This is a genomic window from Streptomyces sp. NBC_01428 (assembly GCF_036231965.1).
Taxonomy (GTDB): domain Bacteria; phylum Actinomycetota; class Actinomycetes; order Streptomycetales; family Streptomycetaceae; genus Streptomyces.
On the sequence record NZ_CP109499.1, the window covers coordinates 1,729,750 to 1,753,510 of the forward strand.

The following is a 23,761-nucleotide window of genomic DNA, read 5'->3' on the forward strand; positions in this document are numbered from 1 at the left end:
CGTCTCCTGTTGCTCGTGATGGGTGTGTGGTCGGTCGCCGGTGGTGGGCCGGCGTCGTTCAGGCCGGCTGGATGTCCGGCCAGGTCAACGTGCACGCGCCCCAGGTCAGTCCGCCGCCGAAGGCGGTCAGCAGGACGCGTCGGCCCGCGCTCAGGGCCCCGGAGCGGTCCGCGTCGCCGAGGGCGAGCGGGATGGACGCGGCGGCGGTGTTGCCGACGCGGTCGATGTTGACGAAGCAGTCCGCGCGGTCGACGCCGATCCGGTCGGCGACGGCGTGCAGGATCCGCAGGTTGGCCTGGTGTGCCACGACGAGGTCCGGCAGTCCCCCGGTCCAGTCCGTCCGGGCCGCCAGCACCCGGCGCGAGGATTCGGTCATCCGCTCGACGGCGTTGCGGAAGACCGCCTTGCCGTTCATCCGGAAGTACGGGTCCGCCGCGTCCCCGGCGGTGGGAAACGGGTCCCGTGAACCCCCGGTGCGTACGGTGATCAGGTCGCTGCCCGTTCCGTCGCTCCCCAGGTCGAAGGGGCCGAGCGCACCCGGCTCGTCCGGTTCCCCGGCGCGCAGCACCACCGCTCCGGCACCGTCGCCGAAGATGGCGCGGCCGGAGCGGTCCTCGGGGTCGAGGATGCGCGAGAAGGTCTCGGCGCCGATCACGAGGACACGTTCGGCGGTGCCGGCGGCGATGAGCCCCGCCCCGGCGGCGAGCCCGTAGAGGAAGCCGGTGCACACCGCCGCCACGTCGAACGCCGGTACCGTGCCGAGCCCCAGTCGCGTCGCCACCAGAGGAGCGGTCGCGGGGCAGGGGTGGTCCGGGGTGGTCGTCGCCACGATGACCGCGTCGACCGCCGCGTTCCCTTCCGCCGAGGCCGATTTCAGCGCCCGGCCGCCCGCCTCGATCGCGAGGTCGCTCGTGGCGGTGGAGGCGTCGGCGATGTGCCGCCGGCCGATGCCGGTGCGACTGCGGATCCACGCGTCGGAGGTGTCGACGAGCGTCGAGAGTTCCTCGTTGGTCAGCGCGTACGGGGGGACGCAGGTGCCGAGTCCGCACACGACCGCCGCCCGGCCGGCGCCCGGGGTGTTCATGAGACCCCGCTCTCCAGCCGCGCCACCTCGTCGCTGACCTCGTCGAGGTAGTCGGCCACCTCCGCGTAGGACTCGATGATCGACACCTCCACGTACGGCAGTCCGCTGCGCAGGCAGAACTCCTTGACGATGGGCTGGGCCTTGCGCAGGTTGGTGCGTGGCATCGACGGGAACAGGTGGTGCTCGATCTGGTAGTTGAGGCCGCCGTAGAAGAAGTCGCTGAACCGGCTGGGCTTGAGGTTGCGGGAGGTGACGACCTGGCGGGTGAGCCAGTCCAGGTCCTCCTTCTCCCCGTCGCGGACCGGCATGCCCTTGTGGTTCGGGGCGAACATCAGGCCCATGTAGAAGCCGAACACGGCCTGGTGGAGCGCGAGGAACGCGATCGCCTTGCCGGGCGGCAGGACGTAGAAGAGCGCGGCGACGTAGAGCACCAGGTGCAGGGTGATGACGGTGAGTTCGGACTTCTTGTACTTGGTGAGCGCGCCCCTGCTCGCGGCCACGTAGCCCGACATGTGCAGGCGCAGGCCTTCCAGTGTGATCAGGACGAAGAACATCCAGGACTGGTGGCGGACCACGAACCGCTGGAACGGTGTGGTGCGTTTGATCCGGTCCCCGGCCTCGAAGATGACCTGCCGGCGCAGGATGTCGGGGTCCATCGAGAGGTGGTTGGGGAAGTTGTGGTGGGCCGTGTGGTGCTTGACCCACCAGCCGAAGCTGACGCCGGTGAGCAGGTTGCCGTGCACATAGCCGATGATGTTGCTGGCCTTGCGGGTCCGGACGATCTGCCGGTGGCCCGCGTCATGGCCGACCAGGTCGGTCTGGCCGAACATCAGGCCGAGGAAGACGGCCACGGCCAGCTGCCACCAGGAGTCTCCCAGCAGCGCGAACGCCGTCCAGCCGGCCGCGAGGAGAAGGAAGTTGAAGGCGATCTTGTAGACGTACCAGCTGGGGCGGGTGTCCATCAGGCCGGCGTCCTTGACGAGCCGGGTGATCTCCTCCAGCGTGCCGGAGCCCTCGGCGTCCCGTAGTCCCCGCTCGTTGACGGTGGTCATATCGCTTCCTCCAGGCCCATGTAGAGGAGACGCTTGCGCTGCATGGACTCGGACCACTCGTGAGCCGTCCCCACCCGTTCCTCGACGGTGGTGTCGACGAGACGGCGGCCCGGCCAGATCTCGTAGTCGCCGGCGAGGTCGCGGTGCGCGTCCAGGCCCTTCTGGAAGAGGGTCTCGCGGCGCAGCGTCATCTCCGTGGCGGGCAGGTTCTCCCACAACTTGCGGCCACGGGTGATCAGTTCGAGGATGCGTTCCTTGTCCTCGGGGTGCGCGAGGAGGTGTTCGCGGGCGACCGAGCTGCCGACGGTGAGGTGGCGGATCTCGTCGATGCCCGCGCCGCGCTCGACGTCGGCGGCGGCCGGGTCGAAGACGCGCCACTTGAGCTCGGAGAGCTGTGCGGCGGGAGCGAGGACGCCCTCGACGAGGATGGTCAGGACGACCACGCCCCCGATGAAGTCCTCCTGGTCGCGCAGGACTTCGAGGCCGAGGTTCTCCAGCGGCACGAGCACGGCGTCGCGGTCGGCGGCGGCGAGCCTGTCGATGGTGGTGAACAGGTCCTGCTGGGCGACGCCGAGGCTCAGCAGATGGTTGCGGAACACCATCGAGTGCCGGGCCTCGTCCATCAGCTGGGTGGTGTAGAACTCCATCGTCGCCGTGTCGGGCGCGAGGGCCACCATGTAGCCCAGCGCGCGCGTCGCCTTGTCCTCGGCGATGGAGCGGAACGCCAGTTCCTGGGTGAGCGCGTCGTTCAGCGGCCCGGGACGCCGGGTCACCTCGTGCGGTCGTACGTTCTCGTCGTGGCCGAGGACCTTGCCGCGCAGGGTGCCCTGCGGCACGGCGCGCAGCCAGTACTGCAAGTCGCATTCGGCGGCGGTCAGTTCGAGGGAGTTGGCGCCGTCGACCAGTGACGGTGCGTGGTCCCAGTCGGCTTCCGAGGGGATCGCGGAATCGGGGGCCGTCCCCGTGGTGGTGTCGGTCATGGTCAGCTCCGGGTCGTGTCGTCGGGCGGGGCGGCGGCCAGGGCGGTGGAGGCCGGGGCGGCGGGGGCCGGGAGCCGGTGCAGGGCTCCGGCGAAATTGACCAGCGGGACCTCCGCGGAACCGAGCCGGGCGTCGGTCACCAGGCCGAGGACCAGCTCGTGGTCACCGGTCGGCACGGTGCGTGTCACCCGGCACTGCAGCCAGCCGACGGCGCCACCGAGCAGCGGCACCCCGTCGGCGGTGTGCCCCGCCCAGACGCCACGGCCGGGGCGGGTGAGCCCCTCGCCCCGGTCGGAGCGGGCGAAGTGCCGTGCGAGGGGGTCCTGTTGGCTGCCCAGGACGTTGACGGCGAAGGTGCCGGCCGCCAGCAGGGCGGCGAGGCCCTGGCTGTCCCGGCGCAGGGCGACCGAGACCATGGGCGGCTTCATGGAGGCGAGCGTCAGGGTGCTGACGGTGACCCCGTGGGTGCCCTCGTCGCGGCTGCACGTCAGGACGGTCACCCCGGTGGCGAACTTCCGGGTGGTGGCGCGGACGGAGGCGGTGCGGCTGCCGGGCGGCCAGTAGGCGGCCGCGGTGTGCGGACGCGCGGAGGCCGCGCTCTCCGAGGTCGTGCTCGGGGACGTCATGGCGTCGGCCTCGCGTCGAGCTGCTCGATGAGGCGGGTGCCGTCGGCGGCGGAGGCGGCGAACTCGGACCGGAAGCGCTGGAACGCCGGGTCGGCCACCGGTTCGAAGTCCAGGCCGAAGGGCTTGAGGAAGTTGCCGAACAGGGCGCGGTCGCCGAAGAGATGGATGGGCAGGACGAGCAGCGCCCACTCCGGGCCGGCCAGCCAGATCCAGGCGAGCGCGACGATCGTCTGCGTGGCCAGGCTGTGCATCGTGTTGTAGAGGACGTAGTAGACCTTGGAGATCGCCTTGTCCTCGCTGCGGTGGTAGGCGATCGCGCCGGGGATGTACCCGATGAGGTCGATGTAGAGGAAGAGGGCCACGGCCGGCAGCCACCGCACCTCGGTGATGTGCGCGAAGAAGAAGCCGACCGCGACGGCGAGGCCCACCGCGTACTCGACGCGGATCAGCCGGGAGGTGACGGGGGTGTCGAAAGCGTTCTTGGCATCCATCAGACGGCTCCCGCGGGGATCGCGGTGGGTGCGGCGTCGCCGGTCCGCAGCTCCGCGGCGCGCTCGCGGGCCAGTTCGACGGCCCGCACGAGTGCCTCGTCGCCGACGACCTCGGCCTTGGCGAACAGGCTGGTGACGACCACGCCGATCGTCTCGCGGAACACCCGTTCCGCCACCGGGTCGAGAATGCCCGCGAGGCTCGGGATGCCGAAGTCGAACTCGGTGAAGAAGTCGATCAGGCTGTCCTCGCCGTCGGCGCGCACCCGCCAGGTGCCGGTGAACTCGGCGAAGTCCCCGTCAATCTGGGTGAAGGCGATGGTCAGGCCGGCGCGGTCGAAGGTGTCGGTCTCGCTCCAGCGCAGGATGCCGTTGCGGAAGTACACCTCCCAGTCGCTGTGTTCCTCGGCCGCGCCGCCCGGCGTTCCGGAGGCTGCCCGGTCGACCGTCACCGACCGTACGACCGGGGAGAGTTCGGGATAGCTGGCGAAGTCCTTCACGCGGTCGAACGCATCGGCGGGTGCGACGGCGACCGCGCGGATCGTGACCTGTGCGCTGCGCATGGTCAGGCACCTCCTGAGGTCGGTGTGTAGCGGGCGGCCTGGGTCCGGCAGGCGCGGTCCAACGCCTCGTAGAGGAACTCCAGGTCCGTGCTGTCGAGCACGGCGGGCGGGGTGAGGCGCAGGACCAGATGGGAGTTGAGCGAGTGGTTGGCGATGACTCCGTGCTGGATCAGCTCGATGAGCAGGTCCCCGGCCGGGCCGGGCTCGGCGAACTCGATGCCGAGCATCAGCCCGCGTCCGCGCACCTCGCGGACCACTTCGCCGAAGTGGCCGGTGACGATGGAGCGGAGCCGGGTGAGGATCTCCTCGCCGAGCGTCCTGGAGCGGGTGACGAGGTCGTTGTCCTTGATCGCCTCGATGGCCCCGCGGGCGGCGGCCATGGCGAGCGGCGCCCCGGAGAAGGTGGAGGTGTGCAGGTACGGGTCCTGGTCGAAGGCCTTGAACACCGCCGGGGTGGCCACGACCGCCGACACGGGGACGACACCGCCGCTGAGCCCCTTGCCGACGAGCAGGATGTCCGGCACCACGCCCTCGGCGTCCGCGCCCCACCAGGTGCCGAGCCGTCCGAGGCCCGTCTGGATCTCGTCCAGCACGAGCAGGGCGTCGAACTCCTCGCAGAGCGCCGCGACCTGGGTCAGGTATCCGGCCGGCGGTATGACCACTCCGGCCTCGCCCTGCACCGGTTCCACGAAGACGCAGCCCTCGCCCGGGATGCGGGCGAGCACGGCGCGCAGGGCTTCCGCGTCCCCGTACGGCACGTGGGCCGTGTCGGGCAGCAGGGGGCGGAACGGGTCCTGGAAGAGGCTCTTCCCGGTGAGCGACAGGGCGCCCATCGTCTTGCCGTGGTATCCGCCGTGGGTGGCGACGAGCCGCGTCCGGCCGCGGGTGCGGGCCAGTTTGATCGCCGTCTCGACCGCCTCGGCGCCGGAGCCGGCGAAGTGGACGCGGCTCAGGCCCTCCGGTACGACGGACACCAGGGCGTCGGCGGCCAGCGCGGCCTGCGGCTCCAGGAAGATGCGGGTGGCGACGGGGTGGGTGTGCAGTTGTTCGGCCACCCGGCGGATGACGGCGGGATGCCGCGCTCCGGTCAGGAAGACCCCGTAGCCGCCGCAGTTGAGAAAGCGGCGTCCGTCGCTGGTGGTGACCCATGCTCCTTCGGAGGCGACCTCGACATGGCCGCCGAACATCTCGCCGAGGGTGGCACGGCCCTTGCTGAGCCGGCTGCGGTAGAGCCGCCCGAGTTCGTGGCGGTCCGGCAGAACGTCCGGTGCGAGTGGGGTGATCGTCACGGTGCCTCCTCAGGCCAGCCGAAGCGGCTTGCCCGCCACGTGTTCGAGGAACGGGCCCTGGAAGCTCGTGCGGGACGGCGGGTGGAAGGTCAGCCCGTGCGAGACCGCGGCAAGGTAGGCGACGTCGGAGGAGGTGATGAAGGCCATGCCGCCCAGCAGCTCCACGGCGCGGTTCACCGTCTCGCCGAGCGCGTCCTGGACCGCGTAGCGCGCCACCAGGGTCTTCGCGAGCGCCTCGTTGCCCCGCTCGCCGTCCATCACCATCCGGGCGACGCCTTCGAGGAGCAGGTTCGCGGTCTCCAGCTTGGCGATCAGGTTCGCCCGGTCCGACTCGCCGCCGCGGCCCGACCGGTACAGGCGTTCCACCAGCGCGGAGACCATCCCCACGTACGCGGCGGAGATGAGCAGTTCGAACCAGATGAACCCGACGGTCTGCAGTTCGTCGAGCTCGCCGGCCTCCCCGAGTTCGGTCCGCATGATCAGCTGTTCGTCGACGAACACGTCCGTCAGGCGCACCTCGTTGCTCTCGGCGCCCGCCAGCGCCCAGCTCTGCCAGAAGGGGTGGCTGGTGATGCCGTCGGTCTGGCGCGGCACGAGCAGCACCGCCATCTCGGAACCCCCGTCGGGCGTCGGCAGCGCCACGCTCGCCGTCAGGAGGTCCATCGACCGGGAGAGGCTGCACGGCTTCTTCGAGCCGTTGATGACGAACCCGCCCTCCGCCTGTTCCGCCCGCATGGTCGGCGTGAGGATGCCCTGCGAGGGCTTCCCCTCGGCGAACCCGGAGGCGACCAGGAGGTTCTGCTCGGCGATGCCCTCGAGCAGCGCCCACTCCATGCCGCTGCTCTTGATGGAGTCGGCCAGGGTGAAGAGGGTGGCCACGGAGAAGTGGTGCATCGTGGTGGCGACGGCCAGCGAGGGAGAGACGGCGCCGATGGCCCGTACGACGGCGAGCGCCTGGAGCGGGTCCGCGCCGGCACCCTGGTACTCCTTGGGGATCACCAGCCCCGGGCCCTTGGCGGTGCGGAAGTGGGTGACGCCGGGGCTCTCCGGCTTCTCCAGATCGGCGAGCGGAATGTCATCGAGGTTCTTGAGCAGGCCGGGCAGATAGCTCTCGCAGATCTCCCGAGCCGCGTCCAGGGAACGCATGGCTTCCTCAGGGTCGGTGGATGTTCGGAACGCGGGGGATGCAGGGACACGGGGCATGCAGGGGTACGCGACGCGGACGGGGACCGGGTCTTCGGGGATACGGGGATACGGGGAGTCAGCCGCGGTGGTCCGCCGGGGCCGGTGCTGCGGTGGCCGGCCGGCCACCGCCGAACACCGCCTCGCGGGGGCGCAGCCCCTGCACGCTGACGCTGACTCCCTGTACGTGGGAGGTGCGCAGGATCGGGTAGTTGGCCTCGCCGAACACGCCGCCGGTCAGGCCCGTGCCGCCGTGGGTGGGCAGGTAGGGCAGGAACCCGATGTGCGAGTCGTTCACCTTCAGCAGCCCGCCCTTGGTGACCCGTGCGGTGAACCGGTCGATCACCGAACGGTCGTCGGCCCAGAGGGAGTTGCGCAGCCCGTACTCGTTGCTGTTGACCCAGTCGATGAACTTCTCCAGCAGTTCCTCGTCGTCGCCGTCGGCACGCGACGCGACGACCACGGGGAGCAGCGGGAAGAAGGTCTCGTGCGCCACCGCCCGTACGTCGCGGGCCCCGTCGAGGCCGCGGACCAGGACGACGGTGGGTTCGAGGAAGATGCCGGAGGAGTCGCGGGCGCCGTCGAGCTGCATGGCGTGGCCGCCGCAGACCAGTTCGGCGCCCGAGTCGAGGGCGTCCTGGAGGCAGGAGAAGAACTTCTCGTTCCGCAGCACCGGGGTGAGCAGGACGTCCTCGTCGCCGGCGTGGCCCGGCTTCACCAGGGCGCTCTGGCGGGCGAGTTCGGCGGTGAGCGACTCGGCGATGTCGGGGTGGGCGAGCACCTGGTTGGGGATCATGCAGAGTTGTCCGGAGCCGTAGAAGCTCTCGGTGAGCGCTTCCGCGGCCAGTCGGACGTCGGCGTCCTTCCAGACCACCACCACGTCGTTGCCGGCGAGTTCGAGGATCGGCTTCTTGCCGGCGGCGACACAGCGCTCCTGGAACCGGATGCCGTTCTCGCTGCTGCCGAAGTACATGATGTCGTCGACGTGCGGGCTCTGCAGCCAGGCGTTCAGCATCGGCGCCGGGTCGCCGCACACCACGCCGAGGGTGCCGGGCGGGGCTCCGACCTCCTCCAGCGCGGGGACCACCACCTCGTGCAGGACGTACATCACGCCGAGCGGTGCGCTGCGCGGGGCCCGTACGACCAGGGCGTTGCCCGCGAAGAGCGAGGTCACGCCGAGGAGCGCGCTCGAAAGGGGCGCGTTCTGCGGCGGGTTGAGGCAGACGACCCCGTCGGGCTGCCGGCGTACGGAGATCTCGCGGGCGCCGTGCCGGAACTCCTGGAGCATCTGGGTGCGGTAGAACCCGAGCGACTCGGGTCCGAAGCACTCCAGCATGCCGGAGACCTGCCAGCGGGCGAGCGCCAGCGGGTGGCCCTCCTTGACCAGGATGTCGATGATCTCGCCGGCCCGGTCGGCGAGCCGGTCGTGGAGGAGGGTGCCGAGCTGTTCGAGGCGCACGTCCAGGGGGGCCGCGGACCATTCGCGGGCGGCCCGGGCAGCGGCCCCGAGGGCCTGCTCGACCGTCTCGCGGTCCGCCTTCGCGACCCGGCCGACGATCGTGGGCGGCAGCTCACCTCCCGCCGGACCGCCGTGCCACTGACCGCGCTCCAGTTTCCGCTTCAGGGTCAGATTGGTGAAGGCGTCGTCGAGCAGTGCCGCCGCGTCCAGGACGTAGACCCATTCCGTACTCGGAATGTTCTTTCCGTCGACATAGGAGAGATACGTCGAGGCCCCAGGGGCGAGGACGACATCCTCCTGGGTGAGCGGCGCTCCCCCCGCCATGTGCGTGCCGTTCACGCGGTCCCCGCTTTCTTCATCCGCTTCGAACAGTCGGATCATTCTTCTTCCGGCTGCGTTCAGTAATCTCGCAGCGGGGGCTGAGAAGGCTCTGAGACGGAGCTGAGACGACCGTTTCAGGAGCATCGAAGGCGGCGGTCCGAGTATCTGCGGGCAAGGAACGTGAAGGTGAGTCGGCGTACGGCCGGGCGACAGGGGAACGAGATGTCAACGACTGAGGAATCGGTAGCCTTCGACTCCGTCGCGCAACCGCTGCGGAAGTACGCCGAGAACCCGAGCGCTTTCCTGGCACTCAACAGCGGGACCGAGTATTTCCTCGCCCCCGGCGCGGAGGGCTTCGTCGCCTACCGCACGGCGGGCGGCTATCTGGTCCAGTTCGGCGGGGTGTTCGGTCCCGAAGGCGAACAGGAGAAACTCCTGAAGGCCTTCCTGGAATTTGCGCGTGCCAAGCGGCGCAAAGTCTGTGCGATCCAGCTCCAGCGCTCGGACGCCGACCTCTACGCCCGCTGCGGATTCACCGTGAACCAGGTGGGTTCCTCATTCTCTTTGCACCTGCCCGCGTTCACGCTCAAGGGTTCCCGGTTCATGAAGTTGCGCAACAAGATCTCCCGTGCGAAGCGCAGCGGTCTGCAGATCGACGAGGTCGCGTACGACGAGGTGGCCGGTGAGATCGACGCTCTCGACCAGCGGTGGCTGCGCAGCAAGGGCAGGCACGTCAAGGAGATCGAGTTCCTCGTGGGCCAGTGCGGCGGGCCCGCGCAGAGCGAGCGCCGCCTGTTCGTCGGCCGTGTCGAGGGTGCCGTCGTCGCGTACATCTCCTACTCCCCCGCGTACGGCTCCCGGGCCGGCTGGCTGCACGACCTCAGCCGCCGCGACAACGACGTGTCCCCGGGCGTGATGGAGGCGGTGAACGCCCACGCCATCGACACCTTCCGCACCGAGGGCGCCGAGTGGCTGCACTTCGGCTTCACTCCGTTCACCCGCCTCGACCCGGGTGTCGAGGTGTCCGCCGCCAGCCCGGTGACGGGGAAGTTCATGCGGTTCCTCGCCGACCACGGCGAGAAGGTATACCCGTCGGCCAGCCAGCTCGCGTACAAGGAGAAGTGGGCGCCGCAGCTGGTGCTTCCCGAGTACCTGGCCTTCCACGGGCGGGCGCGGTTCGGGGCGATCTGGCAGATCCTGCGGGTGACCAAGTCGATCTGAGCCCGTCCGTCGGGCCCGGGGCTCCGGAGAACCGATGCCCACGGCCCGGCGCCGGGCCATGGGCACGTCTCCTCCATCGCCGGCGGCGACCGCCCCGCGGATGCCTACCGGGCCCTGAGGGGTTCCTGACGGAGGATCTCCTGGAACCTGGCACGCAGGGCGTGCCCCGGCTCCAGGCCGAGTCCCTGGGACAGCCGCTGACGGGTCCGGTGGTAGGCGTCGAGCGCCTCGGCCTGCCGGCCCGTGCTGTACAGGGCGGTGATCAGTTGTTCGCAGAAGCGCTCGCGCAGCGGGTACTGGGCGTGCAACTGCTCCAGCTCGGTGACCACGTCGCGGTGCATGCCCAGCGTGAACTGGGCTTCGAAGAGCTGCTCGTAGGCCGTCAGCCGGGTCTCGGTGAAGCGGGTGGAGGCCATCCGGCACAGCATGCCGTGGCCGGCGTCGAGCAGTGCGGGGCCGCGCCACAGCGCGAGCCCCTCGGTGAGCAGTCGGACCGCGCCGCCGGGATCGGAGTCCTGCAGGAGCGCCGCCCGGCGGACCAGGTCGCAGAAATGCAGGGCGTCGACGCGGCGGTCGGGTATCGAGAGGACGTAGCCGAAGTTCGACGTTCCGATCAGATCCCGCTGACTGCCCATCCCGGTGCGCGCCGCGATAATGCGCCGTAATCGCGCCATGTGGCCGTGCAGTGAATTGTCGGCGTCACGCGGCGGGTTCTCTCCCCACAGTTCGTCGATGAGGTCGTTGCGTGAGACGGGACGGTTCGGCGTCAGGGCGAGGGTCGCGACAATGGCGCGCAGTTTTTCCCCCGGAATCTTGACCGATATGTGCTCGTCGGCCATCTCCAACGAGCCGAGCAGATGGATCTCCATTTTCGCTCCCACGTCTGACCACTCAGGGCGGACACACCACAGCGACGGGACAGCGCGGTCTCGTCACACCAAGGAATGCAGGGGAAAATCGGCGCCGCACCGGCGGCATCGAGGTATCGACCGAACTGCCGCACCGGCCCCGGGATCTTCAGTCGGAGATCAGGTGCGGGTCATTCGATGCGAAGGAGAGAAAGGAACGGCGTCCGTCACAGCGGACAGCCTCGACGGGCATCCGGATCAATGACTCTCGCCTTGCCCCGTGAGGCACGTTCAAGAACACCGTGAGTGGTAGCGACTTCCCCCGTGGCAACCATGGCCTGAACAGTAATTCTCGCGCCCGGGAGGGGTCAACACGTTCGGGTCGCGTCGGCGAGTCGGCCAAACCGCCATCTCCACGGATTTCCCGATTCCACAACAGGTCAACGAGTGGTAAAGACCGCTGGCGGGCATCGACTCGACCCATTCGAACGGGATGTCGAGAGCCGCACACCCGTCACGGGGCGCGTGACGCGCGTCACGCGCGGTGGTGGGGAGCGCGGACGGGACGCGGCTCGGCCGGGATGAGTTCCGCCTTCGTGCGCGGAGCGTAGCGAAGCCGTCGGGCAGGCCGCCGCGTCGCCCCCAGGCTCCCGCCGACCATTCCACCCGTCCCAAACCTCCGTCACCCGTTCGAGCTGCAGGTTTCCATGCTGCTGGAAAGGATGGTCGTGGCCGGGGCCGGCGATCCACGATGGGGGTCGACGAGCCGTCAGGCACCCGGAGTGACGGGGGCGGCGGGCCGTCGGTTTCGCTTCACTCCTTCGTTCGGAAGAGGACAGCCAACATGCAGACGAACAAGCGCATCGCCGGTGCCGTGTCCGCGGTGGCCCTGATGTCGGGGCTCTTCACGGCGGCCGGTGCCACCACCGCCGGTGCCGCGGACGGGTGCACCAACAACAACGGGCTGACGCAGTACACCGCGTTCGGCACACAGGGCCAGGGCTTCGAGCTGCGTCGCAACGGGTCCGGAAACAACACCTGTGTGTGGGGCCGGATCGTGGGCGGCAGCCCCGGTATGCACATCTGGGTGGACCGCAGCAACGACGGCGGCCGGACCTGGCAGGGCCACCTCGGCGAGGCCACCATCACGAGCGGCGGCAGCGTGTGGACGGAGGCCTTCGCCGACCGCAACGGCCAGGTGGCCCGCACCTGCGGCGACTCGGGCTACAACACGCCCATCCGCTGCACCGGTTGGTACTAGACGGAGCGGCGAGCCGGCCTCCTGTAGCGGGTCGTGAGGGCGGTTGTGGCGGCGGGCGCTCGGCGCTCCGTCGCCACGACCGCCCTGGCGCGTGTGGCGGGGTGGGCCGTCGGTCCCCCACCGTGGGCCCAGTCCCCGGCCGTGGGCCGTCGGTCCCCCGCCGGGAACGGAACGGGAACGGGGTTCGGGACAGTCCGGGTGACTTGGATGTCCGCGCCCGGCGCGCTCCTTCCCCCCCCGTCCCCAGCGACCGTTCAGGAGAGACCCTCATGCACCCACTGCTGCGCATCAGTGAGGAAGTCGGTGACGCACTGGCCGAGAACCGGCCCGTCGTCGCCCTGGAATCAACGGTGATCGCGCACGGTCTGCCCTACCCGGGCAACGTGGAGACCGCGCTCGCCATCGAGAAGGCCGTACGGGAGTCGGGTGCCGTACCGGCGACCGTCGGGCTGGACGGCGGCCGGTTCACCGTCGGCATGTCCCCCGACGACATGGAGCGCTTCGCGGTCGGCACCGGGGTGCCCAAGGTGTCCAGCAGGGACGTCGGGGTCGTCCTGGCCGGCGGCGGCATGGGAGCCACCACGGTGGCGTCCTCCCTCGTGGCCGCCGACCTCGCCGGCATCCCGTTCTTCTCCACCGCGGGCATCGGAGGCGTCCACCGGGGTGCGGGCGAGAGCTTCGACATCTCCGCGGACCTCGTCCAGTTCACCCGCAGCAAGGTGGCCGTCGTGTGCGCCGGCGCCAAGAGCATCCTCGACCTCGCTCTGACGCTGGAGTACCTGGAGACCCTCGGCGTGCCGGTGATCGGCTACCGCTTCGACGACTTCCCCGCCTTCTACTGCCGCTCCAGCGGACTGCGCGTCCCGAAGCGGATCGACGACCCGGGCGACGTGGCGCGCGCGGTGCGGATGCACTGGGCGGCCGGCCTGCCGGGCGGCCCCCTCATCACGGCACCCATCGACGAGGAACACGCCCTGGACAGCGCCCTCATGGAGGAGGTGATCCAGGAGGCGCTGCGTGCCGCCGAGGACGACGGGGTCAGTGGTCCGGCCGCCACCCCGTACCTGATGAAGGCCGTCTCGCGGGCCACCGAGGGCCGTTCCGCCGCCGCCAACCGCGAGGTGCTCATCAGTACCGCCCGGCTCGCCGGACACCTCGCCGTCGCCTACGCCGCCACCGCCGAACCGCACGGGGAGGCAGCGGCATGACCACCGCGACGGTCTTCGACATCGACGGCACCCTCGCCAACACCCCGTCCGCGATAGCCGAGTTGATCGGGGACGTGGTGCGCGGCCTCGGCGCGTCCCCCAGCCGCGCCCAGGTGCTGGCGACGGTCGGAAAGCCTCTGGAGGCCTCCCTCGCCGGGCTGTTGGGCGTGTCCGTCGACGACGGGGCGACCGCCGAGGCCGCCGCCCGCTACCGCGGCCGCTTCGCGACGGACGTCCTGAGCCAGGGTCCGGCGCTCCTGCTGCCGGGCGTTCCCGAGGGCCTTGACCGGCTGCGGTCGGCGGGCCACCTGCTCGGGATCGCCACCTCCAAGATCTCCTCCAGCGCGATCGCGCTGCTGGAGGCGACCGGCATCCTCGCCCGGTTCGACACCGTCGTCTGCCACGACATGGTCGAACGCGGCAAGCCCCACCCGGACATGGCGCTGCGCGCCCTCGCCGACCTCGGCGCAACGGCTCCGCGGTCCTGGTACGTCGGCGACACCGTCACCGACATGACGATGGCCCGGGCCGCCGCCCTGCGCACCGTGGGCGTCTCCTACGGAGTCGACTCCGCCGCGGCCCTCACCGCCGCGGGGGCCGACCACGTCGTCGCCGACTTCCCCGCCGTGATCCGCGTGCTGCTGCACGGGACCGCCGGCACCCCCCACGACCTCCCCGGGACACGCCCGGAACCGACCGGAGCCCTGACATGACCGTCCAGACCACCCCCGCCTCCGCCTCGCCCACCTCGGCCCCCGAAGCCGGCGGGTTCAGCGGGCGGATGAAGGCCGCGCTGCTCGCCCTCTCCATCGCCCAGTTCCTGGTGGCGCTCGACTACTCGATCATCTACGTGGCCCTGCCGAGCATCGGCTCGGGACTCGGCCTGCCGCCCGAACGGCTCCAGTGGGTGGTGTCCGCCTACGCCGTCTTCTTCGCCAGCTTCCTCGTCGTCGGCGGCCGGGCCGCGGACCTGACCGGCCCGCGCCGGCTCTTCCTCGGCGCGCTCGGCCTGTTCGGCGCCGGCTCGCTGGCGGCCGGACTGGCCGGCGACCAGTGGCTGCTGGTCGCCTCCCGCGCCGCCCAGGGCATCGGCGCCGCCGCCCTGACCCCGGCCATGCTGGCACTCATCGGGGCCGCGTTCCCGGCCGGTCCCGTCCGGTCCCGGGCGCTCGCGATCTGGGGCGCGATCGGCGCGGTGGGACTCGCGGCCGGGGTACTGATCGGCGGTGTCCTGACCGCGGCGCTCTCCTGGCGGTGGGTGTTCTTCGTGAACGTGCCGCTCATCCTCGTCACCGTCGCCCTCGCCCTGCGGGTGCTGCCGGCCGGTGAGCGCACACACGCCTCGGTACGGCGGCTCAACATCCCCGGAGCGGCCCTGTTCACCGGCGCCGTCCTGTTCCTGGTGGCGGCGCTCACGCAGGCCGCGGTCGACGGCTGGACCTCCGCCTCCTGCCTCGGCTGCCTCGCCGCCGCCGTCGCGCTGGGCACGGCCTGGACGGCGTACGACCGGCGCCCCGCCGCCACCCCGCTCATCCCGCCGGCGCTGCTGCGGATCCGCTCGCTGGCGGGCGCGAGCACGATGTCGGCGCTCTACATGGCGAGCGTCGGCGCGGAGTTCTTCCTGATCACGCTGTTCCTCCAGAACGTGTGGGGCTACGGGCCGCTCGGCGCCGGCATCGCCTTCCTGCCGCTGGCGCTCAGCGTGGTGGCGGGCAACCTCGTCACCGGCCGGCTCGCCGGGTCCTGGGGAATCCGTCCCACGCTCGCCACCGGATTCGCGGTCGGCGCGGCGGGGCTGGCCCTGCTCGGCCTCGGCACGAGCGGCTCGGACTACTGGACGGCCGTCCTGCCGGGCCTCCTGGTCAGCGGGCTGGGACAGGGCATGGCCTTCGCGGGCATGTACATCGCGGGGACCAAGGACGTGCCGGACAGCGACCAGGGGACCGCGTCGGCGGTGCTGACGACGACGCAGTACACGGGCGGCGCCATGGGCCTGGCCGTGCTGGTCCTCGTGCTCGGTGACGCGCCCGAGGGCGGGGCGTTCGGCCGGGCCTACGCGCTGACCGCCGTACTCGCCCTGGTCGCCGCGGCGGTGGCCCTGCGGGCGCTCACTCCCCGTGCGGCGTCCACCGGGGCGGATGCCGGGGGCGAGCGGTGACGCTGCCCCGCGTGATCGATCCGGGTGCGGGCCCCACCACGGTCGTCGGAGGCACCCCGGTCTCCTTCCTCGTGACCGGGGACGACACGGCCGGCCGGTTCGGCCTCACCGAGCACCGGCTGCCGCCCCGCGCCCCGGGAGCGCCGCTCCACTTCCACAACGAGCTGACGGAGATGTTCTACGTGGCGAGCGGCGACGTGCTGCTCACGGTGGGCGGGGAGCGGCGCGTGGCGGGGCCGGGCACGTTCATGATGGTGCCGCCCGGGACCACCCACGCGTTCGGCAACCCCGGCGCCGACCCCGCCACCCTGCTGGTGATGTTCACCCCGGACGGCGGCCGGGAGAAGTACTTCCGCGAACTGGGCGACCTGTTGGACTCCTCGCCCGAACCGACCCCCGAGATGATGGAGGAACTGGCGCGCAGATTCGACCAGTTCCCCGCGACCGAGGGCCTCGTGGCCCCCGAGAAGTGAGGAGAGAACCGTGCCTGTGGTGACCGTGGACTGGTGGAAGGGCAACGACCGACAGAAACGAGCCGATCTCGTGGACGAACTGACCACGACGCTGGCCCGGGTCGCGGGATGCCCGAGAGAGGCCGTGACCGTGCTCGTGCGGGACGTCGAGCAGGATCACTGGGGCCGCGGAGGCGTCCTGGCCGACGCGCCCGCCGAGGAGCCGGCGGACCTGCCGCCGGTGCCGGACGGCGCCGAACCCGTTCCGGCGAGGCGCCGTTGACGGGTTCGCGTGGACACGGTGGGTGGCCGGCAGCGGGACGCTGCCGGCCGTTCGCCGTGTGCGGGGCGAGCCCGCGCGGGCGCACTCCGGGCCTCTCCCGCGTTCACAACCTGGTCCGTCGTCCCGCCCGCGAGCCCGATCGGTGATGCGCCGGACGAGGGCGCCGGCCACCGCGGCACGGCGGGCGCCCCGCACTGGCCGTACGCCCGGGGAGCCGCCCGCCGGGTCCATGAACCCTTTCCGCAGGGCGACTTGATCACGTCGCGCGGTCGCCGATCGGGCACGAAACGGGCACGCTCCGGCCGTGAACAGGCACGCGGAGACTCGCTTCCGCGGCCGTCGCCCCACCACGCCGGCACCAGGCGCACCGCTACGTGCCGTGACAACGCCTGTACGGGGCCCCGCCGCGTCTCCGCCTCGCCGCCGCCTCGCGGACCGGCTCCCTCGGTGCCGGTGGCCCCGCCCCCGCAACACCGCATCACGGGGCGCCTGTTGTGAGCGGTCCTCCCCGGCGCCCGCGGTCGGCGCCGTGTCCGGACCCTTGCGAAAACTTGTCCGATACGCGCCAGCGCGCCCCCCGCTCCCCATGTAAGAGCCATGAAGCCGCGACCGTCGGTACACATCGTGCGTCAGAATGTGAACGTCGACGACGGCCGCCCTGTGCCGTTCCCTGCAGAACGTGAAGGAACGGGACGCCGTCTCCGGTCCCCCACGCGGTCCCCTCCGCAGGCGAACGGTGGTGCGGCGGCCGCACCCGGACCGAGGAGAGGACCCGCGCCATGCGCCAGCCAGCGCCGATTCGCTTTCGCATCCTCGGATCGCTGGAATGTTGGGACGGGGACGAACGCGTCCACGTCGGGGGTCCCGTCAGCGAACGGGTCCTGGTGACGCTGCTCCTCGAACCGCAGCGCGTGCTGCCCGTGCACCGGCTGGTCGAGGCCGTCTGGGACGAGGACGCACCCGCCACCGCCGCGCACCAGGTCCGCAAGGCCGTCGCCGAGCTGCGCCAGCGCATCCCGGACGGACGGACCCTCATCGCCACCGACGGTCCCGGATACCGCGCGGCCGTCACACCCGACCAGCTCGACCTTCTCCAGTTCACCGACGCCCTGCGCCGGGCCCGCGACCACGCGGCCGCCGGTCTTCCCGCGGAGGCCACGGCGCTGCTGCGGGAGGCCGTCGCCCTGTGGCGCGGCCCCGTCCTGTCCGGCAGCGGCGGCGCGGTCGTCGACGCGGCCTCCGCGTCGCTGGAGGAACGGCGGATGACCGCCGTGGAGCAGCTCTTCGACCTCAGGCTCGACGCCGGTGAGAGTGCCGAACTCATCGCCGAGATCCGTGACGCGATCGGCGGGAACCCGTTGCGCGAGACGCTGCGCGGCCAGCTGATGCTCGCCCTCTACCGCTCGGGCCGGCAGGCCGAGGCGCTGGAGGAGTACGGCACGATCCGCGCCGTCCTCGACGAGGAGCTCGGCATCCAGCCCGGCGACGCCCTGCGCGAGCTGCACCAGGCCATCCTGCGCAACGACCCGGCGCTGACCGCGCCCGCGACGGCCGCCGCCACGGCGGCTCCGACGGTCACCGGCAGCCGCTCCACCCTCCCCTACGACCTGCGCGACTTCACCGGCCGCGAGGAGGAACTGCACAAGCTCCTCGGGTTCGTCGAGGACGCCACCGGCTCCGGACCGCTGATCGTCGCGATCGACGGCATGGGCGGCAGCGGCAAGACCTCGCTGGCCGTCCGCGCCGCCCACCGGCTCGCCGAGCGCTACCCCGACGCGCAACTCCACCTGGACCTGCGCGGCTACACCCCCGGCGAGGAACCGCTCGCACCGGCCGCGGCGGCCGAGGCGCTGCTGCGCATGCTGGGTGTTCCGGGCGAGCGCATCCCGGACGACCCGCAGGGCCGCATCTCCCTGTGGCGGTCGACGATGACCCGGCACCGGATGATCCTGCTGCTCGACAACGTGGTCGACGAGGCCCAGGTGAAACCCCTGCTGGCCTCCCCCACCGGCACCGTCGTCCTCGTCACCAGCCGCGCGCTGCTCGTGGACCTGGACGCGGCCCACTCCGTCTCCCTCGGCACCATGGCACCGCCGGACAGCGTCGCCCTGATCGTCGGCATCATCGGGGAGCGGCGGGCGCACGCCGAGGCCGCGGCCGTCGCCGAACTCGCCGACCTCAGCGGGCACTTACCCCTCGCCCTGCGTATCGCGGCGGCCCGGCTGCGCAAACGGCCCCGCTGGACCGTGCGCTATCTCGTGGACCGGCTCCGCGACGACACCCACCGCCTCGCGGAACTGAGCGCCGGCGAGCGCAGCGTGGAGGTCACCCTGCGTCTGTCGTACGAGGGCCTGGACGCCGACTACCGCAAGTCGTTCCGCCTGTTGGGCCAGCATCCGGGCGCGGACCTCGACGTCTACACGGCGGCGGCACTGCTCGACCTCGGGGTCCGAGACGCGGAGGACATCCTCGAATACCTCCTCGACATGCACCTCGTGCAGCAGCACGAACCGGGCCGTTACGCGTTCCACGACCTCGTGCGCAGTTTCGCCCACATGCTGTCGCGGGCCCGGAGTTCCGGCGGCACCGGCGAGTTCAGCGAGGAGGCGGCCGGGGCGGTCCGCCGGCTGCTGGAGTTCTCGATCACCGCCTCGGACGCGGCCTGCGACCTGCTCTTCCCCGGCCGGGTGCGGATGGCCCGCCCGACGCCCTCGTTCCGTCCCGAACTGGCGCCGCTCGGCACGCCGGAGGCCGCCCGCGACTGGTTCGAGCGCGAACAGGACAGTCTCCTCGCGGCGATCGCCCTGGCCTTCCGCCGGGGGCTGGACCGCGAGGTCGCCCTGCTCGCGGCGAACGTCGTCTTCCACCTCGATCTGCGGGGCAGGCTCGACGACTTCCTCGCGCTGTGCCACACCGCGCTCGCCGCGGCCCGCCGGCTGGGCGAAGCCGATCTCCTGCGGCTGAGCCTGTCCAACCTGGCGGTCGCCTGCTGGAAGCGCGGCAGGTTCGAGGACGGCATAGCGGCGGCGGTCGAGGCCCATCGGCTCGCCGTCGACCTCGGCGACCGGCGCGGACAGGCCAAGGACACCGGTGTGCTGGGCCTGTTGCTCGCCACCACCGGCCGCTTCGAGGAGGCGCTGCCCCGGCTGGAGCAGTCGATCGCCCTCAAGCGCGAACTGGGCGCCGAACGCGCCGAGGCGGAGTCCCTGTCGAACGTCAGCGGCGTCTACATGGAGCGCGGTCACTTCGCCCAGGCGGTGCAGGCGGCGTCCCGCTCGATCGAACTCGCCCGCAAGATCGGGGCGTCGGAGAAGGAACTGGTGGGGTTGAACGACCTCGCGCAGATCCAGCTCGCGATGGGTGACGTCGAGACGGCGGCCCGTACGCTCGCGGCGGCCCGTGAACGCGCACCCGGTGTACTGGCCCCGGCCGAACGGGCGTTGCAGCTCGTCCTCTCCGCGGAGGCCGAGGGGCGGCTCGGTCGCCGGCAGCAGGTGCTGCACTGGGTGGAGGAGGCACTCGCCACCAAGGGCCTCGAGGACGCGCCCGTACGGGAGGCGACCGTGTGGAACACCGCCGGCCGGTTCTTCCGGCAGGGGGGCGATCACCGGCGGGCGCTGGAACTGCACCGGCAGGCCCACGCCTCCGCGGCCAAACTGGGTCACCGGGTGGAGGAGGCCTACGCCCTGGACGGCGCCGCCCAGGCGCTCGCGGCGCTGGGGGACGCGGCGGGGGCGGCCGAACAGGGCGCCGCCGCGGAGGATGCCTTCCAGTCGATGGCCATCCCCGGACGCGTCCGCCGAGGGGACTGACGTCCCCCCGACGTTCGGGAGAGCGGCGGTTCCGTCGACGCCGGCGGCGCGCACGCCCCGTACGGCTGCCGCCCGAACGCCTCATGCCGATGCCCGCCGTGAACAACGGCGGGCATCGGCATGAGGTGCGCGGGTCGGCGGTGGGGGGGGCGCCGCGCCCGGTGAAGCGGCGCTCAGGCGGCGATGACGTTGGGGCCTTCGTCACCGTCGGCGCCGAGGGCCACCACGTTCGGACCCTCGTCGCCGTCAGCACCGGCCGTGACGACGTTGGGACCCTCATCGCCCGAGACTCCCGCGGCGATCACGTTGGGACCCTCGTCGCCGTCAGCGCCCGCGGCCACCACGTTGGGACCCTCATCGCCGTCGGCACCCGCGGCCACCACGTTGGGACCCTCGTCACCGTCCGCACCCGCAGCCACCACGTTGGGACCCTCATCGCCGTCGGCACCGGCCGCGACGACGTTGGGACCCTCATCGCCGAGGACACGGGCGGGCACCACGTTCGGGCCCTCGTCGCCCAGGACGGCCGCGGCGATCACGTTCGGACCCTCGTCACCGTCGGCGCGCGCGGCGACGACGTTCGGGCCCTCGTCACCGTTCTTACCGGCCGTGATCACGTTCGGGCCCTCGTCGGAGGCGGGCGCCAGGAACAGGCTGCTGTTCGAGGCCGCGTGCCCGGCGAACGTGATGCCGAAGACGGCGTTCGGGCCCTCGTCCGAGACCGGGCCCGCGGCCGTCGCGCCGGCGGCGATGCCGGCGCCGAGGGCCAGGGTGATCGCCGCGTGGGCGAAGAAGCCCGCCGAGGTTCCGAAGCCCTTGCTGATCATGGTGTCCGCCTTCTGTCGTCGCGGTGCGGTGCTGACAGAAAGAAAGGTCGCGTCCGGCGCTCCCGGCCCGTTCCGCGTCCGTTACCGCCCTCTCGGGCACGACGGGGAAGCGCCCGGGAACGGCATCGGCGGGGCTCCGGCCGCCGTCTTCGCCGCCTCTCGGGGGTGCCGAAGACGACCGCCCGCACGGCCCTTTTCGGGCCGTACGGGCGGTCGTCGGGAACGGGGTGCGGCCGGTCGCGCGGGGGGCGTCGGCCTCAGAGGTGGTCGGGGCGCCGGCTCACCTCCGCACGGAGGAGACGCCCGACGGCGGTGACCGTCTCGGCGGCCTGCTGCGTCGACTCCGCGCTCAGCATCACGTGGCCCTCCGCGCCCGCGCCGTGGCCCGGGATGTCGTCCCCGGACGCGTACGGGAAGTGCACCCGGTGGACGCCGGGCAGCTCGGAGACCGCCTCCAGGCCGGACACCGACAGCAGCCGTCCCGTCGGCAGCCGATAGGACGCGACGGCCGCGTACCGGTCGGCGGTCGGTACGTTCACGGGTTTCCCGGCGAGCACCTGGACGAGTTCCTCGTCGGCGTCGAAGCCCGTCGCGAGCTCGATCAGCGAGGCCAGCGGCTCGTCCGGCCAGGTCGCGCGCGAGCGCACCACGCGTGGTCCGTCGGCGGTCAGGACGACCACGGTGTAGGCGTAGCCGAACTCGTAACCGGCGAGGTCGAGCAGCTCGGTCACGATCGCGCGCGCCTCTGCCTCGTCCCGTTCCCCCAGAGGCGCCGGGAAGAGGTGACTGCTCGGATGCCAGGCGCCGTGCAGGGCCACGACACCCACCACCCGGTGCATGCCGTCGACGGTGAGGGTCACGACGCCGTACTCGGGGCCCTCCAGGTACTGCTCCACCAGATACGAGCGCTCGCCGGCCGTCGCGTCCCGGGCGCCGGCGATCCCCGAACAGACGGGAAGGGTGCGGACGGTCACCTGCGCGCCGATCTCCTCGACCGCGGCGGGCAGTTCCTCCGCCGTACGGGCGCGGGCGGCGGGGACGTACGAGTGCCGGCTGCCGTTGAGCAGGGCCCGCATCGCCGCGGGTTCGCCCAGGAGCCGGGCCGCGTCCGCCGGGTTGGGGGTCAGTCCCAGACGGGCCGCGGTCCCGGCGACGGCGGGGAGTTCGGCCGTGCCCGCACAGGCCAGCAGCCGCTGACTCCCGTGGACGCGGACCGACGCCTCGATCGACCCGGCGAGGGCGTCCTCGTCCGCGAAGTCGACCTGGTCCACCGGCACTTCGGGCGGAAGGCAGGCGTCGTGGGGCGGGAGCGTGTCCGTGAGCACCCGTACGGCGAAGCCGGCGGCGACGGCCGCGCGCACCAGGCGGGGTGAGGGACAGAGCAGCAGCAGACGCTGCGGAGCACTCTCCGGGGGGTCGGGCTCTCGGTGGCGGTCGGCCGTCGCACTCATGGCTGGCTCCTCGTCTCCTCGACGGCGGGCGGGACCGGACGGGAGGGTTGCCCGTCGATGTCCCACGTGCCCCGGACAACTGATGGTTCGTACATAGGTGGTTGCTTCCTTGCGCGTAAAGGCGCCGGACCGGATCTCCTGGTCGTGCTCCGCGCGTCCCGGCGCGGAGTGGCGCTCGACGGGAGTGTCCCGGGGGCCGTTCCCGGATCCCTCCCCGTGCGTTCCCGGTCCGGCTCGGATCGCGGCTCCCGTGGACCGGCGACCGGGGAACCGGCCGGGAAGGGATCGGGAACGGGGCGAGGCAGGCTCTGTCCGGGACCTCGACCTACCACGGCGGCCGTCAGGATCCCCCCTCGCTCCACCGGGAGCAGAAGCACCCCCCACCGTCCCGGACCCCTCCGCGGCCGCCTCCCTTCCCCCGACTGGAGCCCCCCGTGAGCGCCACTTCCCAGGAGCCCGCCTCTGTACTTCCCTTCCGACGGGCCGGTGCGGACGCCGGCCGTGCCGTGCCGACCGCCACCCCTCCCGACCTCACCGGTACCGGTCTGCTGCGTCTGATGCGCGAGGACCTGCACGTCGTCGTCGAGCGCGACCCCTCCGTACGGGGCCGGCTGGAGGCGGCGCTGCATCCCGCGCTGACCGCGCTGTGGACGCACCGGGTCGCCCACCGGCTGCACACCCGGGGACACCGGATGGCGGCACGGCTGCTGGCCCGCTGGGCACGGCGGCTGACCGCCGTCGAGATCCACCCCGGGGCGGTACTGGGCCGTCGCGTGTTCATCGACCACGGAGCCGCCGTGGTCATCGGCGAGACGTGCACGGTCGGCGACGACGTGACGATCTACCACCAGGTGACGCTCGGCGCGGTCGGCTGGTGGAGCGACAACAACCGGCCCGAGGGCGCCCGCAGGCACCCGGTGGTCGGCCGCAACGTCGTCCTCGGCACGAACGCCACCGTGCTGGGGCCGGTGACCGTCGGCGACGACGCCGTCATCGGCGCGCAGGCACTGGTCAACAAGGACGTCCCGGAGGGGACACGGATGCTGGCCGCCACCGCGACGACGGGCAGGCGGGGCCGCCCGTCCGAGGACGTCATCGCGAGCATCGCCTCCGCCGGCTCCTGGTAGCCCCGCACCTACCGCGCCCCCGACACCGGCGGCACCCCCTTGGTGACCGCAGGCCCAACCACCCCGCAC

The 23,761-nt window shown here is 71.9% G+C and carries 21 protein-coding genes; 9 read left to right on the forward strand and 12 right to left on the reverse strand.

The annotated features are described in order from the left end of the window. Positions 1 to 58 precede the first annotated feature (58 nt). The 9 genes from OG406_RS07540 to OG406_RS07580 form a co-directional block, all read right to left on the reverse strand. Positions 59 to 1,084, reverse strand: a complete 1,026-nt coding sequence (locus OG406_RS07540) for a beta-ketoacyl-ACP synthase III (RefSeq protein WP_266851111.1) — start codon at positions 1,082 to 1,084, stop codon at positions 59 to 61. Then, positions 1,081 to 2,136 (reverse strand): fatty acid desaturase family protein, encoded by a 1,056-nt coding sequence (locus tag OG406_RS07545; RefSeq protein WP_329184857.1) that lies wholly within the window; start codon positions 2,134 to 2,136, stop codon positions 1,081 to 1,083. The genes OG406_RS07540 and OG406_RS07545 overlap by 4 nt, the downstream gene beginning before the upstream one ends. Beyond that, complete coding sequence (locus OG406_RS07550) at positions 2,133 to 3,116, reverse strand: VlmB-like protein (protein ID WP_164371323.1); 984 nt, start codon at positions 3,114 to 3,116, stop codon at positions 2,133 to 2,135. Before OG406_RS07550 ends, OG406_RS07545 begins: the two co-directional genes overlap by 4 nt. A 2-nt stretch (positions 3,117 to 3,118) precedes the next feature. After that, the gene (locus OG406_RS07555; protein WP_329184860.1) at positions 3,119 to 3,742 is read right to left on the reverse strand and encodes a flavin reductase family protein; all 624 of its coding nucleotides are present in this window, start codon (positions 3,740 to 3,742) and stop codon (positions 3,119 to 3,121) included. Then, positions 3,739 to 4,233, reverse strand: a complete 495-nt coding sequence (locus OG406_RS07560) for a hypothetical protein (protein ID WP_329184862.1) — start codon at positions 4,231 to 4,233, stop codon at positions 3,739 to 3,741. Before OG406_RS07560 ends, OG406_RS07555 begins: the two co-directional genes overlap by 4 nt. Continuing rightward, positions 4,233 to 4,793, reverse strand: a complete 561-nt coding sequence (locus tag OG406_RS07565) for a type II toxin-antitoxin system RatA family toxin (protein ID WP_329184863.1) — start codon at positions 4,791 to 4,793, stop codon at positions 4,233 to 4,235. Before OG406_RS07565 ends, OG406_RS07560 begins: the two co-directional genes overlap by 1 nt. Before the next feature lie 2 nt (positions 4,794 to 4,795). Beyond that, positions 4,796 to 6,076 (reverse strand): aspartate aminotransferase family protein, encoded by a 1,281-nt coding sequence (locus OG406_RS07570; RefSeq protein ID WP_385632887.1) that lies wholly within the window; start codon positions 6,074 to 6,076, stop codon positions 4,796 to 4,798. A 15-nt stretch (positions 6,077 to 6,091) separates the two neighbouring features. Then, complete coding sequence (locus tag OG406_RS07575; protein WP_329184866.1) at positions 6,092 to 7,228, reverse strand: acyl-CoA dehydrogenase family protein; 1,137 nt, start codon at positions 7,226 to 7,228, stop codon at positions 6,092 to 6,094. A 115-nt stretch (positions 7,229 to 7,343) separates the two neighbouring features. Further along, on the reverse strand, positions 7,344 to 9,047 hold the full coding sequence (locus OG406_RS07580; protein WP_329190692.1) for an aldehyde dehydrogenase family protein: 1,704 nt from the start codon (positions 9,045 to 9,047) through the stop codon (positions 7,344 to 7,346). 219 nt (positions 9,048 to 9,266) lie between these two features. On the opposite strand from OG406_RS07580, the gene OG406_RS07585 reads away from it, so the two are divergent. Next, complete coding sequence (locus tag OG406_RS07585) at positions 9,267 to 10,265, forward strand: bifunctional lysylphosphatidylglycerol flippase/synthetase MprF (protein WP_329184867.1); 999 nt, start codon at positions 9,267 to 9,269, stop codon at positions 10,263 to 10,265. A 104-nt stretch (positions 10,266 to 10,369) separates the two neighbouring features. Here the strand turns inward: OG406_RS07585 and OG406_RS07590 are convergent, their stop codons facing one another. Beyond that, positions 10,370 to 11,134: an AfsR/SARP family transcriptional regulator gene (locus OG406_RS07590; protein ID WP_164371329.1), complete on the reverse strand. Its 765-nt coding sequence runs from the start codon at positions 11,132 to 11,134 to the stop codon at positions 10,370 to 10,372. Between the two features lie 823 nt (positions 11,135 to 11,957). Between OG406_RS07590 and OG406_RS07595 the strand changes: the two genes are divergently transcribed. The 7 genes from OG406_RS07595 to OG406_RS07625 all read left to right on the forward strand — a co-directional run bounded on the left by OG406_RS07595 (position 11,958) and on the right by OG406_RS07625 (position 20,287). Continuing rightward, positions 11,958 to 12,374, forward strand: a complete 417-nt coding sequence (locus OG406_RS07595) for a glycosyl hydrolase (RefSeq protein WP_164371330.1) — start codon at positions 11,958 to 11,960, stop codon at positions 12,372 to 12,374. Between the two features lie 269 nt (positions 12,375 to 12,643). Next, complete coding sequence (locus tag OG406_RS07600; RefSeq protein WP_329184870.1) at positions 12,644 to 13,582, forward strand: pseudouridine-5'-phosphate glycosidase; 939 nt, start codon at positions 12,644 to 12,646, stop codon at positions 13,580 to 13,582. Beyond that, positions 13,579 to 14,295 (forward strand): HAD family hydrolase, encoded by a 717-nt coding sequence (locus OG406_RS07605; RefSeq protein WP_329184872.1) that lies wholly within the window; start codon positions 13,579 to 13,581, stop codon positions 14,293 to 14,295. The genes OG406_RS07600 and OG406_RS07605 overlap by 4 nt, the downstream gene beginning before the upstream one ends. Further along, positions 14,292 to 15,740, forward strand: coding sequence for an MFS transporter (locus tag OG406_RS07610; protein WP_266851125.1), 1,449 nt, complete (start codon positions 14,292 to 14,294; stop codon positions 15,738 to 15,740). Before OG406_RS07605 ends, OG406_RS07610 begins: the two co-directional genes overlap by 4 nt. An 11-nt stretch (positions 15,741 to 15,751) precedes the next feature. Beyond that, positions 15,752 to 16,213, forward strand: a complete 462-nt coding sequence (locus OG406_RS07615; RefSeq protein ID WP_329184875.1) for a cupin domain-containing protein — start codon at positions 15,752 to 15,754, stop codon at positions 16,211 to 16,213. A 10-nt stretch (positions 16,214 to 16,223) separates the two neighbouring features. After that, on the forward strand, positions 16,224 to 16,475 hold the full coding sequence (locus OG406_RS07620) for a tautomerase family protein (RefSeq protein WP_164371335.1): 252 nt from the start codon (positions 16,224 to 16,226) through the stop codon (positions 16,473 to 16,475). A 779-nt stretch (positions 16,476 to 17,254) separates the two neighbouring features. Beyond that, positions 17,255 to 20,287, forward strand: a complete 3,033-nt coding sequence (locus OG406_RS07625; RefSeq protein WP_329184877.1) for an AfsR/SARP family transcriptional regulator — start codon at positions 17,255 to 17,257, stop codon at positions 20,285 to 20,287. A gap of 173 nt (positions 20,288 to 20,460) precedes the next feature. Here the strand turns inward: OG406_RS07625 and OG406_RS07630 are convergent, their stop codons facing one another. Next, positions 20,461 to 21,114 carry a hypothetical protein gene (locus tag OG406_RS07630; RefSeq protein WP_329184879.1) on the reverse strand — a complete coding sequence of 218 codons (654 nt, stop codon included), beginning with the start codon at positions 21,112 to 21,114 and terminating at the stop codon, positions 20,461 to 20,463. 257 nt (positions 21,115 to 21,371) lie between these two features. Continuing rightward, the gene (locus OG406_RS07635; protein ID WP_267049105.1) at positions 21,372 to 22,565 is read right to left on the reverse strand and encodes a hypothetical protein; all 1,194 of its coding nucleotides are present in this window, start codon (positions 22,563 to 22,565) and stop codon (positions 21,372 to 21,374) included. A 545-nt stretch (positions 22,566 to 23,110) separates the two neighbouring features. Between OG406_RS07635 and epsC the strand changes: the two genes are divergently transcribed. Next, the gene (gene epsC, locus OG406_RS07640; RefSeq protein WP_164371505.1) at positions 23,111 to 23,692 is read left to right on the forward strand and encodes a serine O-acetyltransferase EpsC; all 582 of its coding nucleotides are present in this window, start codon (positions 23,111 to 23,113) and stop codon (positions 23,690 to 23,692) included. Positions 23,693 to 23,761: the final 69 nt, after the last annotated feature.

Coding starts and splice junctions, on each gene's coding strand:
- OG406_RS07635 (WP_267049105.1), bottom strand. CDS start 22,565: ATGAGTGCGACGGCCGACCGCCACCGAGAGCCCGACCCCCCGGAGAGT.
- OG406_RS07540 (WP_266851111.1), bottom strand. CDS start 1,084: ATGAACACCCCGGGCGCCGGCCGGGCGGCGGTCGTGTGCGGACTCGGC.
- OG406_RS07610 (WP_266851125.1), top strand. CDS start 14,292: ATGACCGTCCAGACCACCCCCGCCTCCGCCTCGCCCACCTCGGCCCCC.
- OG406_RS07595 (WP_164371330.1), top strand. CDS start 11,958: ATGCAGACGAACAAGCGCATCGCCGGTGCCGTGTCCGCGGTGGCCCTG.
- OG406_RS07605 (WP_329184872.1), top strand. CDS start 13,579: ATGACCACCGCGACGGTCTTCGACATCGACGGCACCCTCGCCAACACC.
- OG406_RS07555 (WP_329184860.1), bottom strand. CDS start 3,742: ATGACGTCCCCGAGCACGACCTCGGAGAGCGCGGCCTCCGCGCGTCCG.
- OG406_RS07545 (WP_329184857.1), bottom strand. CDS start 2,136: ATGACCACCGTCAACGAGCGGGGACTACGGGACGCCGAGGGCTCCGGC.
- OG406_RS07630 (WP_329184879.1), bottom strand. CDS start 21,114: ATGATCAGCAAGGGCTTCGGAACCTCGGCGGGCTTCTTCGCCCACGCG.
- OG406_RS07575 (WP_329184866.1), bottom strand. CDS start 7,228: ATGCGTTCCCTGGACGCGGCTCGGGAGATCTGCGAGAGCTATCTGCCC.
- OG406_RS07560 (WP_329184862.1), bottom strand. CDS start 4,233: ATGGATGCCAAGAACGCTTTCGACACCCCCGTCACCTCCCGGCTGATC.
- OG406_RS07565 (WP_329184863.1), bottom strand. CDS start 4,793: ATGCGCAGCGCACAGGTCACGATCCGCGCGGTCGCCGTCGCACCCGCC.
- OG406_RS07550 (WP_164371323.1), bottom strand. CDS start 3,116: ATGACCGACACCACCACGGGGACGGCCCCCGATTCCGCGATCCCCTCG.
- OG406_RS07590 (WP_164371329.1), bottom strand. CDS start 11,134: ATGGAGATCCATCTGCTCGGCTCGTTGGAGATGGCCGACGAGCACATA.
- OG406_RS07585 (WP_329184867.1), top strand. CDS start 9,267: ATGTCAACGACTGAGGAATCGGTAGCCTTCGACTCCGTCGCGCAACCG.
- OG406_RS07625 (WP_329184877.1), top strand. CDS start 17,255: ATGCGCCAGCCAGCGCCGATTCGCTTTCGCATCCTCGGATCGCTGGAA.
- OG406_RS07600 (WP_329184870.1), top strand. CDS start 12,644: ATGCACCCACTGCTGCGCATCAGTGAGGAAGTCGGTGACGCACTGGCC.
- OG406_RS07580 (WP_329190692.1), bottom strand. CDS start 9,047: ATGGCGGGGGGAGCGCCGCTCACCCAGGAGGATGTCGTCCTCGCCCCT.